Here is a 13513-nt window from a genome sequence, read left to right as displayed (position 1 = left end):
CTACGGCGCGCGGCCCGCGCGGAGCACCGGACGCGGCTCCGGGACCCGGCCGGTCAGCCCTTGGCGACCCCCTCCGACAGATCGGGGGCGGGGGTGCGGGCCAGTTCGTGGCTGAGCTGTTCCAGCTCGCTGCCGCCCGCCATCTGCCGGGTGAGCTCCTCCAGGGCGATCTCGTCCTTGGCGTGGCTGCCCGCCATGGTGCCGCGCTTGAGCAGCACGAAGCGGTCGCCGACGAGATAGGCGTGGTGCGGGTTGTGGGTGATGAGGACCACGCCGAGGCCCGCGTCCCGGGCGGCCGCGACGTACTTGAGCACGACCCCGGACTGCTTGACGCCCAGCGCCGCCGTCGGCTCGTCCAGGATGAGCACCTTCGCGCCGAAGTGGACGGCGCGGGCGATGGCCACGCACTGGCGCTGACCGCCGGAGAGGGTGCCGATGGGCTGGTCGACATCGCGCAGGTCGATGCCCATGCGCAGCAGTTCGCGGTGGGTCGTGGCGCGCATCGCCGCCACGTCCAGGCGGCGCAGCGGTCCGCGGCCCTTGTGGATCTCGGAGCCGAGGAAGAAGTTCCGCCACACCGGCATCAGCGGGACCACGGCGAGGTCCTGGTAGACCGTGGCGATACCGCGGTCGAGGGCCTCGCGGGGGGAGCCGAGCCGGACCTCCTCGCCCTCGATGGTGAAGCTGCCGCCGTCGTGCTGGTGCAGCCCGGCGACGATCTTGATGAGGGTGGACTTGCCCGCGCCGTTGTCACCGAGGACGCAGGTGATCTCCCCGGCGTGCACCTCGAGGGAGACGCCGTCCAGGGCCTTGACGTTGCCGTAGTACTTGCCGATCTCGCGCAGCGCGACCAGAGCCGTCCGGGACGACTCGGACGCCGCAGACGGCTCGGACGCCGGGGACGGCTCGGACGCCGGGGATGCCTTGGACGTACTCATTTGCTCTCCTCCGCCCGCTTGCGGACCCACCAGTTGAGCAGCGTGGCGAGCAGCAGCATCGCCCCGAGGAAGAACTTGAACCAGTCGGCGCCCCACTGGGCGTACACGATGCCCTTGTTGGTCATGCCGAAGATGAACGCGCCGACGGCCGCGCCGACCGCCGAGCCGTAGCCGCCGGTCAGCAGACAGCCGCCGATGACGGCCGCGATGATGTAGAGCAGTTCGTTGCCCACGCCCTCGCCGGACTGGACGACGTCGTAGTTGAACAGCAGATGCTGTCCGGAGATCCAGGCGGCCAGCGCGACGCCCAGATAGAGGCCGATCTTGGTGCGCGCCACCGGTACGCCGACCGCCCGCGCCGCCTCCTTGGCACCGCCCACCGCGAAGATCCAGTTCCCGGCGCGGGTGCGCAGCAGGATCCAGGTGGCGAGCGCGACCAGGGCCAGCCACCACACCACGGTGATCTGTATCTCGACGTCCCCGATGGTCAGGTGCGAGGCGAAGACCTTGTGGGCGGAGGGGAAGCCCTCCATGTCGGAGATGCTCTTGGTGGAGACGGTGTCGCTGATCAGCTTGGTGAAGCCGAGGTTGCAGCCCTGGAGGATCAGGAAGGTGCCGAGCGTGATGATGAAGCTCGGCAGGTTGGTGCGGACCAGCAGATAGCCGTTGAAGAAGCCGATCGCGAGGGTGGCCAGCAGGGACACCCCGACACCGACCCAGACGTTCGCCGTCATCTGGTACGAGAACATCGAGGAGATCAGCGCCGAGCTGGTCACCAGGACCCCGGTGGACAGGTCGAACTCGCCGCCGATCATCAGCAGCGCGACCGGCACCGCCATGATCCCGATGGTCGAGGAGGCGTACAGCACGGTGCTGAAGCTCGACCACTGGAGAAAGGCGTCGGCGACGACCGAGAAGAAGACGAAGACGGCGACGGCGCCGACGACCGCGCCCAGCTCCGGCCGGCCCACCAGCCGGCGCGCCAGCGAGCCGCGCACCGGCGGTCCGCCGACCAGCTCCTCCTGCACGGGCGGTGCCTGCGCGCTCATCGGGTCCCCCGCTTCGTATACGCCGCGAGCTGGGCGGCGTCGTCCTTGGTGATGATCTGCGGACCGGTCAGCACCGGGCGTCCGCCGCCGAGCACATCGGCGTTGTAGCGGTTGAGCCACAGCAGGTCCACGGCCTCGTAGCCCTGGAGGTACGGCTGCTGGTCCACGGCGAAGCCGAGCGTGCCGTTCTGCAGCGCGGCGGCGACCTTGGCGTTGAGGTCGAAGGTGTCGATCTCGGCGTCGCTGCCGGCCTGCTCGGCGGCCTTGGCGGCGGTGTCGGCGAAGGGCGCGCCGAGGGCGAGCACGGTGTCGATGCCCTTGTCCGACTGGAGCTTGGCCTCGACCGAGGACTGCACATCGGGCATGTTGGTGCCCTCGACGTAGATCTTCTCCAGCTTGCCGTCGAAGGTCTTGGCGGCGCCGTCGCAGCGCTGCTCCAGGCCCACGTTGCCCTGCTCGTGGATCACGCACAGGGCCTTCTTGCGGCCCCGCTTGTTGAGCTCGTCGCCGACGGCCTCGCCCGCGATGGTCTCGTCCTGGCCGATGTGGGTGAGCGCGCCCATGGCCTTGGACACCTCGGAGCCGGAGTTCACCGTGATCACCGGTATCCCGGCCTTCTGGGCCTTCTTCATCACGGACTTCATGGCGTCGGGCTTGGCGAGGGTGACGATCAGACCGTCGACCTTCTGGTCGAGGTAGGACTGGACCAGCTGGGCCTGCTCCTTGCCCTCCTCGTTGTGGGCGTAGAGGAACTTGATGTTGTCCTTGACCGCGGCCTGCTTGGCGCCGCTCTGGACGATGTCCCAGAAGGTGTCGCCGTCGCCGGAGTGGGTGACCATCGCGAAGGTCCACTTCGGGGTGTTGACCGCCGCCCGCCCACCGGCGGCCGCCTCCCGGGCGGCCCGCTCCTCGGCGCGCTTACCGCCCGTACTGCTACAGCCCGCCAGGGCCGTACCCAGAACCGCCGCGAGCACGGCGGCGGTCATCGCGCGTGCCCCTCTCCGCACCTTCGCCACGAAGACCCGCCCTTCTCACTGTGTGTTCGTCCCGCTGTCACCTTCGTGGCCGGGCACCGCATGATCGGGCCCGGCCGCCGCCAAGTATCCGTCACCGGCTCTCGCCGGAGCTTCCGGGGTGCTCGACGGGGCCGCCCGGCCGCCCCGTGGCGGCTGGGGGACTTGTAGCGGGGGGCGCGGGCCACGTCAACGGGTCAGGCCGGGAACGCCCGGCTCAGGGGCGTACGAGCAACTGGAACTCGAAGGCGTAGCGGGAGGCCCGGTAGGTGTGCGAGCCGAACTCCACGGCCCGGCCGGTGTCGTCGAACGTCGTGCGCTCCATGGTCAGCAGCGGCGCGCCCGCCGGCTCGCCGAGCCGCTCCCCCTCCTCGGCGGTGGCCGCGCGGGCGCCGACCGCCTGGCGGGCGCTGTGCAGGGTGATCCCCGCCGCGCGCATCAGGCGGTAGAGACCGGTGCGCTCCAGGTCGGCGCTGTCCAGCTTGAGCAGGCCCACCGGGAGGTGGTTGCGCAGATGGGCCATGGGCTCGCCGTGCGCCAGCCGCAGCCGCTCGATCAGCACCACCTCGGCGCCCTCGGCGATGCCGAGCGCGGCGGCCACCTCGGCGGTCGCGGACTCGGTGGTGTTCCGCAGCACCCGGGTGGCGGGGCGCTGACCGGCCGCCTCCAGGTCGTCGTAGAGGCTGCTCAGCTCCAGCGGACGCTTGACCTGGCTGTGCACCACCTGGGTGCCCACGCCCCGGCGGCGCACCAGCAGCCCCTTGTCCACCAGCGACTGGATGGCCTGACGGACGGTGGGCCGGGACAGCCCGAGCCGTCCGGCCAGCTCGATCTCATTGCCGAGCAGGCTTCCGGGCGCCAGCCGCCCCTTCTCGATCGCCGTCTCCAGCTGCTGGGACAGCTGGAAGTACAGGGGGACCGGACTGCTGCGGTCGACACTGAGCTGGAGCGCCTCCGCCCCGCCCGAAGAGTCTTCTTCCTCCATAGCCACGGCCCGAGGGTATCCGGATGAGCACATGACGGGAAGTTGTGAAGTTTTATTGTCCGGACAAACTACGCAGGGTGGCGCGCCGGGCCGGGCCGACAACGCCCACAGCCGTGTCACCCGTCACGGCCGTGCACCGCCGTCCGCCCCCACCAGCCAGCACCGGGCGCGGTGCCCCGGTCCGGCCTCGAGCTCCGGCGGCCGCCGCGCACAGGCGTCCATCGCGAACGGACAGCGCGGCCGGAAGCGGCAGCCGTCCCCCACCACCGCCTCGCGCCGCTCCGCGTCCCGCCGCTCCCGCGCCGCCAGCCGCGCGGCCCGCGCGGCCCGGGTCCGCTCCCGGCTCGCCCCGGAGCTGGGCGCGGCGGCGGCCAGCAGCTGGGTGTAGGGGTGACGTGGGGCCAGGATCACCTCGTCGCTCGGGCCGCGCTCGACGATCTCGCCCCGGTACATCACCATCACCTCGGACGAGAAGTGCCGGGCGGTGGCCAGATCGTGGGTGACGTAGAGCAGCGCCAGCCCGCGCTCCTCCTACACCAAGGGCGCCGGCGGAATGTGGCGGAAGGACGGCCGGCGCGCATCTGGGACAGCTCTTCGGCGTCCGCCACCAGCTGGACTACGGCCTGGTCGACCCCATCGAGGACGACGAGGTGACGTTCACCCTCACCCGGGCGTTCGGCACCCTCCCCGAGGGGGCCAGGCTCACCTTCCGCACCCCGGCCACCGGCAACGGCCGGGTCTTCCTGCCCGTGGAACCGGACGGCGCCGAGATCCTCGCGGTCGACGGGCGCGGCCGCCCGGCGCTGCCGCTGCGCCGGACCGGCGCCGGGTCGGTGGTGTTCTGCACCTATCCGATCGAGCACATGGCCGCGGTCACCCCGCGCGTCAACCCCGAGGCCACCAGCGCCCTCTACGACGCGCTCGCCGCCCACGCGGGCGTCAGCCGCCCGGTCACCGTGGCGGACCCCCGGGTCGCGGTGGACCGGCTGGTGCACGAGGACGGCCGGGTCTTCGTCTGGCTGGTCAGCCAGGCGCGGGCGGAGCTGACGGTCAAACCGGTGGTGGCGGACGGCGGACGGCTCACCTCCCTCGACGGCACGACGGCTCAGACGGTCGTCCTGCCCCCGTACGGGGTGCGGGTGCTGCGGCTGGAGACATCCTGACCGGACCGCTCGCGCAGCCGGGCGGCGGACCGGGCCAGCCGTACGGCGCCGACCACGGGCAGGGTGAGGGCCACCAGGAGGGAGGCCACGAAGGCGGGGGCGCTGATCCCGTCGAACGCCAGGGACAGCACCACCGCCAGCACCGGCACCGTCACCAGGGGCGACAGCACGAACAGGGTGGCCTGCCGCTTCTCCCGCCGCGCCCACGGCGCGGACCGCCACAGCCGGACCAGCGCGCCGAGGGCGGCGGCCAGCCCCAGCGGTATGCCCACCCCCGGGACCAGACACAGCGGCACGGGCAGCACGGCCAGGCCGAGCGTCAGCCAGGTGCCGCCGACGTTCTCCGGCTCGGGCGGGATGCTGCCGGACTCCTCGGCCAGCGCGTCCGCCGCGATCTCCTCCGGGGTGCCGATCCAGTCGAGGACCCGCCGCACCCGCTCATCGCTGTCGGCCGAGCCGCCGCCCGCCACGGGGTCCGCCACGGGGTCCGCGGCGGGGGCGTCGGCCGGCCCCTCGGCGGGGGCGTGCGCCAGTGCCGCGGCGATCTCCTCGCGCAGGTCCTCGAGCAGTTCCTCCCGCCATGCGGCGGGGAGCGCCGCGGTCTGCCGCTCGACCGAGGACAGAAAGGTCCGCACGAGGGGGTGGCTGAGGGGACTGCTCATGTCGTCTCTCCGGATGCGAGGGAACGGTCACCGGACCAGGCACTGCGACCGGCTTCCGTCAGCGTGTAGCACCCGCACGAGAGCCGCTCCCGGATTCGCGCATCTGCGCGTCCCGCTGCGCTCGACAGGCTAGTGGGCCGCCGTGTCGCTCCCACGGCGGGTCATGATTCGGTCGACTTCGGGCTCGGTGAGCCCGGCCGGGAGCCGGGTGGTGCCGGGTCGGGCGCGCAGGCCGTCCAGGACGAGTACGGCGATCCGGTGGGCGGCGCGCTGCCAGGCGTCGGGCGGGAGTTGGGCGTGGGCGAGCATCGCGCCGACGACGACGAGATCGGCGGCGGTGGCGTCGGGGCGGATCGAGCCGTCGTCGATCCCCCGCTTCAGGACCGCGGCCAGCGACCGGGAGATCCGCGGACCGAGGGGTTCGGCCCCGTCCTGCTGGAGCGGGCCGGGGGCGCCGAGCAGCGGCAGGGCGAGATGGTGGTGTTCGGTCAGCAGCCGGTCCAGGAAACCGGCCAGCGCGTCCAGCGGCGGCGCCGCGCTGCGCTCGGCCTCCTGGGCGAGGGCGGCCACGAGTTCGTAGCAGCGGTGGACGACGGCCGCGTACAGCTCCTCGCGGTCGGCGAAGTTCCGGTACAGCGTGGCGATGCCGACCCCGGCCTCGCGCGCCACCACGTCCAGCGGCACCGCGGGCCCGTCGCGGAGCAGGATCCGCTCGGCCGCGTCGAGGAGGGCGGCGCGGTTGGCGACGGCGTCCGAGCGGCGGCGCGGTGGCTGGGCGGCACTCATGGGGCCATCTTCCCGCTCCGGACGCCGTAGGAGGGCGGTGGACGCGAGAGTCGTACGGCGATGCCGATAATTTCAGCCGCCGGCCGTCCGCCGCCGCTCCGCGCCTCGCCGCCTCAGCGCTTCATCGCTTCAGCGCTTCATCCATTCATCCTCGTACTTCTGGTACGTGCCGTCGTGCGTGGCCAGGTGGACCCACTGGTCGACGTACTCCTTGAACTGCGTGTCGCCGCGCGGCAGGACGTACGCCTTCTCGGAGAAGGAGAACGGCTCGTCGGGGTGGACCGCGCACAGCTCCGGGTGGATCGCGGACTGGTAGCGGGTCTCGCTGGCGTCCGTCATCATCACATCGGCGCGGCCCGCGATGATCTCGTCGAAGATCGTGGTGTTGTCCGGATGGACGGTCAGAGTGGCCTGTTTGACATGGGCGCGGGCGAACTGCTCATTGGTGCCGCCCGGGTTGACCACCACCCGCACGCCCGGCCGGTCGATGTCCTCCAGCGTCTGGTAGGTGTCCTTGTCCTCGCAGCGCACGATCGGCGTCTTGCCATCGGTGAGATACGGCTCGCTGAAAGCCGCCTTGCGGGCACGGGCCAGGGTCACCGACACGCCGCCCATGCCCACGTCGCACCGCCCGGCGGCCAGGTCGTCCACCAGGTCGGCCCAGGTGGTGGGCACGAACGACGGTTTGGCGTCCAGGCTCTTGGCCAGGTCCCCGGCCATCTTGATGTCGATGCCGGTGTAGGCGCCGGACTCGGGATCGCGGTGGCTGAAGGGCCGGTAGTCGCCCGTGGTGCACACCCGCAGAACCCCGCGCCGGGGCACCCGGTCGAGCAAGGTGCCGCCCCGCTGCGCGCGGTCGGCGGCGGCGGCCCGCTTCGACTCCGGCTCCGCCGTGGAGCCGACGGCCAGCGCCGAACCGGCGGCGGTGGCGGCGAGCACGGCGGCGAGGGCGGACAGCGTGACGGTACGTCTCACGGCATCTCCTGGGCACGGGCGGGCTGGCGGCCGGTACGAGCCGCATGATCACAGCCGCTCAGGGTGGCAGAAGTCCGGGCCCACGGGAACCCACTGACCGCCTGCTGGGATGCGACGACGTGCGCCGCGTGGCCGTCGGTACGGCGCGCGGAGGCCGCGTCAGCACGGCGCGCGGGGGCCGCGTCGGTACGGCGCGCGGCCGCGTCGGCACGCGGGGCCGCGTCGGCTGTTCGCCCTGGTCCGGCGCGCGAGTCGCGTCGGCATGCGGGGCCACGCCGGTGTGGCGTGCGACGCGCGTCGGTATGGCGTTCAGGCCGCGTCGGTGCGGCATGCGGGCCGCGTCGGGATGGCCCGCGCACCCCGCCGACGGTATGTCAGCAGGCCGGTACGTCAGTACGGCTCGGGCGCCGAGTCCAGCGGCGGTGCCACATCCGCGAGGCGGGCCAGCAGCTCGGCGGCGCGCTTGACCACGGTGTCCCGGTCGCCCTCGGACAGCGCCGAGCCCATCCCGCAGGCGACGGCCCCGGCCGCGACCCAGTCCGGGGCCTCGGCCAGGGTCACCCCGCCCGTGGGGATCACGGCGGCCTGCGGCAGCGCGGCCCGTACGTCGCTGACCCACCTGGGCCCGTACGCGGAGGCGGGGAAGAGCTTCAGGGCGTCCGCGCCCAGCTCCATCGCGCGCACCGCCTCGGTGGGCGTGGCCACGCCGGGGAAGACCGGCAGTCCGTAGCGGTGGCCGGTGCGGATGACCTCGGGGTCCAGGCTCGGCGAGACGAGGAAGCGGGCCCCGGCGTCCACCGCCATCCGGGCGGAGGCGGCGTCGAGCACCGTGCCCGCGCCGATCACCGCGTCGTCGCCGACCTCCCGGATCAGTGTGGTGACCGCCTCCAGCGCGAACGGGGTGGTCAGCGAGATCTCCAGGCTGGTGATGCCGGCGGAGAGCAGACTGTCCGCCGTGGCGTGGGCGTGGTCGTAGCTGTCGCTGCGGACGATGGCGAGGACGCGCTGTCTGAGCGCGGCCCGGGTGATCTCCCAGCGGTACACGGCGGTCGCCGCCTTTCCTCTCCCAGATGGTGCTGGCGGTGCCGCCCCGGATTGCCTCCGGGATATGCGGCGGTTTCGGTGTGCGGTTGACGATGTGCGGTGCTGTGCTGCGCTTGGTAGCCGGTATCCGGGTTGTCCGTGCGATGCGCGCTGTGGGCGCTGTCCGCGCTGTCCGTCGTGGCGCGCCGCGGTGCGCCGCCGGGGGGCGGCTCAGCGGTACACCGGGTCCCCGCCCTCGGACAGCTCGGCGAGCGCCCGGTCCCGCGCGGCGGCGGTGGGCAGCCCGTCCGTATCGGTGGCGGCCTGGACCACCAGGGCGGCCACGCACGCCGCCTCGGCGAGCGCCTGGTCCTCGTGCAGTCCGCGCAGACGCGCCGAAAGATAGCCGGCCGCGAAGCCGTCACCGGCCCCGATCGGGTCGACGACCGGCACCGCGTGCGGCGGCTGGTCCCAGCGGCCGTCCGCGGTGAGGACGGTGGCGGAGTGGTCGGCGCGCTTGACCACGACCTCGCCGGCCCCGCCGCGCACCAGCTCCTTCGCCGCCTCGTCGGCGGATTGGGCGGTCAGCAGCTCCAACTCGTCCTCGCCCGCGAAGACGATGTCCGCGTCGCGCAGCAACGGGCCCGCCGTCTGGGCCCATTGCGCCGCGCCGCCCAGCTTGTGCCGTACGTTCGGATCGAAGGACACCTTGGCCCCGGCCGCACGGGCCAGCTCCACCAGGCGCCGGCTGGCGGCCGCCGCGGTCGGCGAGAGCATCGGCGTGATCCCGGACAGATGCAGCAGCCGGGCGCCTTCGAGGGCCTCGGGGCGTATCTGCTCGGGTGTCAGCCGGGAGGCGGCCGAGCCCGTGCGGTAGTACTGCACATCGATGGCGCGGTGCGGGTGGCTGTCCCGCATCAGCAGCCCGGTGGGGGCGTGGTCGTCCACGATCGCGTGGGCGACGTCCACGCGGTCGGCACGCAGCTCGCGCAGCACCGCCTCGCCCGCCGGGTCGGCACCGACCCGGCCCAGCCAGCGCACACCGTGCCCGAGCCGGGCGAGACCCACGGCCACATTGGACTCGGCTCCCGCCACCGACCGGCGGAAATGCACGGCCCGGTCCAGCGGAACCCCGGGCTCGGCGAGCAGGAGAAGCATGGCCTCCCCGCACGTGACCACTTCCGGACCGTTCGCCATCAGCGCCTCCCCGCACGTCCGCTTCTACCGAGACGTTATCGGGAAGCAACGACGAGGACCCGCCCGGGGTTCCCGGGCAGCCCGTCATGGCGGACAACCCGCATGGAGGGCGCAACGCGTTGCGGCCGCTGCCCGGTTGGGGGCAGCGGCCGCGGTGCGGGGGGTGGCGCTTTTCGGTGGGGCCGCGTCAGCAGCCGTAGTCCACCAGGTCGAACGAGGCGTAGTGGTCGGACGTGTAGTAGTCCTCGTCCGTCTTCTGCCCGGTGACGATGCGCCGGGCGCCGCGGTCGTCCGAGCCCGGGGTGATCACGGTGTACTCGTGGTAGTAGCCGGAGGACTGGGACGGGAGGACGCCTTCGCGGTTCTGGAAGACGGTGCCGTCCTGCGGGTACGGGTAGGGGCCACCCTGTTCGATCAGGTCCAGGGTGTCATGGGCCTCGGTCGGCAGATCCGAGTAGCAGATGTCGCCGACGGCCGCGATGACCTGCGAGGAGACAACGGTCCGCGGTGCCGGCTGGGTGACCGCGGTGGCCGCGGTGGCCGTACCGCCGATGATCAGCGTCGAGGCGAGGGCGCCGAGGGCGCCGATGCGGGCGAGCCGTGGGGGGATCGTCATACGGATAGCATGACGCGCGTAGACCCTGTCGTGTCAATGCCAAGTCTCGTCGTTTTCCCGGCGTTCACAAGAACTCCGCGAAGCGCCGGAGAGGGTAACGAAGACGTAATCTCACGGTTCTTGCCTCACAGGCAAAACTTTTGCCTCTGAGGTCATCCGCTGGCTATACCGGAGATATGAACCCGCTCCCCGACGGGCCCGCCGAGAGGCCCACGGACGGACCGGCCGACGGTCACTCCGGCGGACCGCCCGCCGAGCTCCCCACCGTCGCTCCCCGCCTGCGTGACCTGCGGCGCCGCAGTGGTCTGACGCTCGAGGCCGCCGCCGGGCGCGTCGGGCTCTCCCCCGCGCATCTGTCCCGGCTGGAGACGGGCCGCCGCCAGCCCTCGCTCCCGATGCTGCTGGCCCTGGCCCGTACCTACGGAACCACGGTATCGGACCTGCTCGGCGAGGTGTCCCCGGAACGGGACCCGATCGTCCGGGCCGACCGCATGGAGGCGCAGGAGGCGGGCGGCTGGACCTACTGGCAGGCCGGCGGCTCCGGCCGGGCCATGCAGGCGCTGCGGCTGCATGTGCCGGAGCGCTCCGGTGCCCAGGAGGACCTGGTGCGGGTCCATCCCGGCGAGGAGTGGCTGTACGTCCTGGGCGGCCGGCTGCGGCTGACCCTCGGTGAGACCGTCCATGTGCTCTCCCCGGGCGACGCGGCCCACTTCGACTCGCTCACCCCGCACCGTATCGCCGCCGCCCGGTCCGGCGGCGCGGATCTGCTCTTCGTCCACACGCTGCTCCAGAGCGGCGCGGCCGAGCTATGCCTCGGCGGCGACCCTCGCGGAGGAAGGCCCGGTAGACCATGAAGGACGCGAACGACCTGAGCGCGACCGATGCCCGGACGGGCCCGCCGGCGAGTGCCCGGACCGGACCGAACGAGGAGGACCGGGCGCCGATGACCTTCACCGTCCGGGTCTTCATCTACCTGGTGGGCGTCCACTTCATCGCCGCTTTTCTGTTCTTCCTCTTCTACGTGGCGGGCGCGAAGTAGGCGGTGGCCCAGGGACTGCGGCCCGGGGGCCGCGCCGTACCGTAGTCGACGTCCCGGCCGGCGACGTCCGTTCAGAACACGCGGTCGCGCCGGATGTGGTGCGGGATCAAGTCGAGGAAGGCGTGCAGCGCCCGCGTCGGCGGACGCGTCGCGGAGGTGACCACGCTGAGCGTCCAGGCCAGTCGGGCGTCCGCGAGGGGGACGGTACGGACAGCGTCCCCGACCGCCGCGGCGAAGTCCGGGGGCAACAGCGCCACGCCCAGGCCGTGCGCCACGTAGTCCGCGATCGTGGTGATGTCCGAGACCTCGATGAGGACCCGCCGGAACAGCTCCTCCTTCGCGAACGCGTCGTCCACGACCCGGCGTTGCCCGAAACCGGCGGGCATGTCGACGAAGGATTCCCCGGCGACGTCGCCGAGCCGCACGCTCTTCCGGCCGGCCAGTGGGTGATCGGCGGGGACCAGCAGCTGGACCTCGTACTTCTTGATGGCCCTCGATCTGAGGTGTTCGTCCTTGATGTCGGCTCCCACGAAGGCCACGTCGACATGGCTCTCCTTGATCCGCTCGATCAGCCCGGAGGTTCCCCGCTGGGAGGTCTCGGTGCGCAATCGGACCTCGGGATAGTGCCGGTGGAATGCACCGGCCAGCGCGGGTACGTCGATCACCGTCAGCCCGCTGAGGACGCCCACGGTGAGGCTGCCGCGCAGCCCCGTGGCGAGCGGCTCCACCGCCGCCCGCGCCCGGTCGAGCACCTCGATCGCGGTCCGCGCCTCGGGGAGGAACGCCGAGCCGGCCTCCGTCAATCTGACCGACCGCGTGGAGCGGAGGAGCAGTTCGGTCCGGAGCTCCTGCTCCAGGGCCTTGATACCGGCCGAGAGCGTGGACTGGGTGACGTGCAGCCGCTGGGCCGCCCGCGTGAAGTTCAGCTCCTCGGCGACGGTGATGAAGTACTCCAACCGCTTCTGGTCCACACCCCACCTCATTCATCGGTAAGTCCGATCGGTCATTCGAAAACATTCGTTGGACACGATAGCCGGACAGGGCGACTGTTGTCGTGCGGGCCAACCACCCGGCCTGGAAACGTCAGCGAAAGAGGATGACCATGCGCGTATTGCTCACCGGCGGCACCGGCTACATCGGAGCCGCGGTGCTCGATCGACTCATCTCCGGCGGCCACCAGGTCACCGCCGTGGTCCGCTCCGCCGAGAAGGCCGAGCTGGTGCGGGCCAAGGGCGTCGAGCCCGCGGTCGCCGACTTGGCGGACGGCGACACCCTGGAGGAACTCGCGGCCGCGAGCGAGGGCGTGATCCACGTGGCCTCGCCGGGCGACGAGACCAGCGCGACCGTCGACGAGGTGGCCGTCACCAGCTTCCTGCGCGCGCTGCGGGACACGGACCGGCCGTTCGTGCACACCACCGGTGTCTGGCTGCACGGCAGCGGTTCGGCGATCACCGAGTCGTCCGGCATGAACCCCCCGCGGCTGACCGCCTGGCGGGTGCCGCTCGGCACGCTCGTGCGCGACGCGCAGAACGTCCGGACCTCGGTCATCGCACCGGCGGTGGTGTACGGCCACGGCGGCGGTTTGCTGAACCTCGTCGCCGCCGGTCCCCGAACCGCCGGAAACACCCCGGCGCTCACCATGATCGGTCCCGGTGACCAGCACTCCGAAGCCTGCTGGTCGAGGAGAAGGGCCTCGCCGAGCAGGCCGAGCCGGTCGAGCGTCTGCACGACGGGTTCGGGCTCGACGCGTCCGGCCAGGCCGACGGAGCGGCTCACCGCTTCGGTGATCTCCCGTACGGTCGGGTTCGCGCCGCCGGCGCCGATGAAGTACGAACCGGCCGGGGCCTTCTCCAGCGCGAGCACGTACAGCTCGGCCAGGTCGTCCACGTGCACGGTGCTCGGCGACAGGGCCCGGCGTGTCCTGGGCTGGTCCCCCACCGGACCGTCGGTCCTCGACGACATCGCGCGTACGGACTTCTGAGAGCGACCTGCGGGGGCCCTGCCGCAGGCGGGGCGCGACCGGACGTCAGCGGCCGGGGCCCCCGTCCGGCCGCAGCCCTTCTTGAA

The 13513-nt window shown here is 72.3% G+C and carries 16 protein-coding genes; 4 read left to right on the top strand and 12 right to left on the bottom strand.

Annotated elements, in window-relative coordinates; translation table 11 throughout:
- Window positions 1-53: 53 nt before the first annotated feature.
- The 5 genes from PS467_RS31430 to PS467_RS31410 all read right to left on the bottom strand — a co-directional run bounded on the left by PS467_RS31430 (window position 54) and on the right by PS467_RS31410 (window position 4438).
- A complete protein-coding gene (locus PS467_RS31430) occupies window positions 54-938 on the bottom strand; it encodes an ATP-binding cassette domain-containing protein (RefSeq protein WP_311038039.1) in 885 nt (294 codons plus the stop codon).
- Complete coding sequence (locus PS467_RS31425) at window positions 935-1987, bottom strand: ABC transporter permease (protein ID WP_311038038.1); 1053 nt, start codon at window positions 1985-1987, stop codon at window positions 935-937. Before PS467_RS31425 ends, PS467_RS31430 begins: the two co-directional genes overlap by 4 nt.
- Entirely contained in the window at window positions 1984-2973 is a 990-nt protein-coding gene (locus tag PS467_RS31420) for a sugar ABC transporter substrate-binding protein (RefSeq protein WP_268975055.1), read from the bottom strand. The genes PS467_RS31425 and PS467_RS31420 overlap by 4 nt, the downstream gene beginning before the upstream one ends.
- Before the next feature lie 244 nt (window positions 2974-3217).
- Window positions 3218-3985 carry a GntR family transcriptional regulator gene (locus tag PS467_RS31415; protein WP_268977169.1) on the bottom strand — a complete coding sequence of 256 codons (768 nt, stop codon included), beginning with the start codon at window positions 3983-3985 and terminating at the stop codon, window positions 3218-3220.
- Between the two features lie 123 nt (window positions 3986-4108).
- A complete protein-coding gene (locus PS467_RS31410) occupies window positions 4109-4438 on the bottom strand; it encodes an oligopeptide/dipeptide ABC transporter ATP-binding protein (protein ID WP_311038037.1) in 330 nt (109 codons plus the stop codon).
- A 197-nt stretch (window positions 4439-4635) separates the two neighbouring features.
- Between PS467_RS31410 and PS467_RS31405 the strand changes: the two genes are divergently transcribed.
- The gene (locus PS467_RS31405) at window positions 4636-5148 is read left to right on the top strand and encodes a hypothetical protein (protein ID WP_311038036.1); all 513 of its coding nucleotides are present in this window, start codon (window positions 4636-4638) and stop codon (window positions 5146-5148) included.
- Here the strand turns inward: PS467_RS31405 and PS467_RS31400 are convergent.
- From PS467_RS31400 to PS467_RS31375, 6 genes are all read right to left on the bottom strand, one after another.
- Window positions 5091-5810, bottom strand: a complete 720-nt coding sequence (locus PS467_RS31400; RefSeq protein ID WP_311038035.1) for a DUF1700 domain-containing protein — start codon at window positions 5808-5810, stop codon at window positions 5091-5093. The genes PS467_RS31405 and PS467_RS31400 overlap by 58 nt on opposite strands.
- A gap of 129 nt (window positions 5811-5939) precedes the next feature.
- Complete coding sequence (locus PS467_RS31395; RefSeq protein WP_311038034.1) at window positions 5940-6596, bottom strand: TetR/AcrR family transcriptional regulator; 657 nt, start codon at window positions 6594-6596, stop codon at window positions 5940-5942.
- A 129-nt stretch (window positions 6597-6725) separates the two neighbouring features.
- Window positions 6726-7571, bottom strand: a complete 846-nt coding sequence (locus PS467_RS31390) for a transporter substrate-binding domain-containing protein (RefSeq protein WP_311038033.1) — start codon at window positions 7569-7571, stop codon at window positions 6726-6728.
- A gap of 390 nt (window positions 7572-7961) precedes the next feature.
- A complete protein-coding gene (locus PS467_RS31385) occupies window positions 7962-8615 on the bottom strand; it encodes a bifunctional 4-hydroxy-2-oxoglutarate aldolase/2-dehydro-3-deoxy-phosphogluconate aldolase (RefSeq protein WP_268975045.1) in 654 nt (217 codons plus the stop codon).
- 210 nt (window positions 8616-8825) lie between these two features.
- On the bottom strand, window positions 8826-9791 hold the full coding sequence (locus PS467_RS31380; RefSeq protein ID WP_311038032.1) for a sugar kinase: 966 nt from the start codon (window positions 9789-9791) through the stop codon (window positions 8826-8828).
- A gap of 187 nt (window positions 9792-9978) precedes the next feature.
- A complete protein-coding gene (locus tag PS467_RS31375) occupies window positions 9979-10407 on the bottom strand; it encodes a ribonuclease (protein ID WP_311038031.1) in 429 nt (142 codons plus the stop codon).
- A gap of 176 nt (window positions 10408-10583) precedes the next feature.
- Here PS467_RS31375 and PS467_RS31370 point away from each other — a divergent pair, with 176 nt between their 5' ends.
- Complete coding sequence (locus PS467_RS31370; RefSeq protein WP_311038030.1) at window positions 10584-11261, top strand: helix-turn-helix domain-containing protein; 678 nt, start codon at window positions 10584-10586, stop codon at window positions 11259-11261.
- Window positions 11258-11446, top strand: coding sequence for a DUF6126 family protein (locus PS467_RS31365; RefSeq protein WP_268975041.1), 189 nt, complete (start codon window positions 11258-11260; stop codon window positions 11444-11446). Before PS467_RS31370 ends, PS467_RS31365 begins: the two co-directional genes overlap by 4 nt.
- A 71-nt stretch (window positions 11447-11517) precedes the next feature.
- On the opposite strand, the gene PS467_RS31360 is transcribed toward PS467_RS31365, so the two are convergent.
- Entirely contained in the window at window positions 11518-12417 is a 900-nt protein-coding gene (locus tag PS467_RS31360; protein ID WP_311038029.1) for a LysR family transcriptional regulator, read from the bottom strand.
- A gap of 131 nt (window positions 12418-12548) precedes the next feature.
- On the opposite strand from PS467_RS31360, the gene PS467_RS31355 reads away from it, so the two are divergent.
- Window positions 12549-13427 carry an NAD(P)H-binding protein gene (locus PS467_RS31355; RefSeq protein ID WP_311038028.1) on the top strand — a complete coding sequence of 293 codons (879 nt, stop codon included), beginning with the start codon at window positions 12549-12551 and terminating at the stop codon, window positions 13425-13427.
- The last annotated feature ends 86 nt before the right edge of the window (window positions 13428-13513 follow it).

It is taken from the genome of Streptomyces luomodiensis (genome assembly GCF_031679605.1).
GTDB lineage: Bacteria > Actinomycetota > Actinomycetes > Streptomycetales > Streptomycetaceae > Streptomyces > Streptomyces luomodiensis.
The sequence above is the reverse complement of the archived record's forward strand: the minus strand, read 5'-3'. Positions and strand labels throughout refer to the sequence as shown.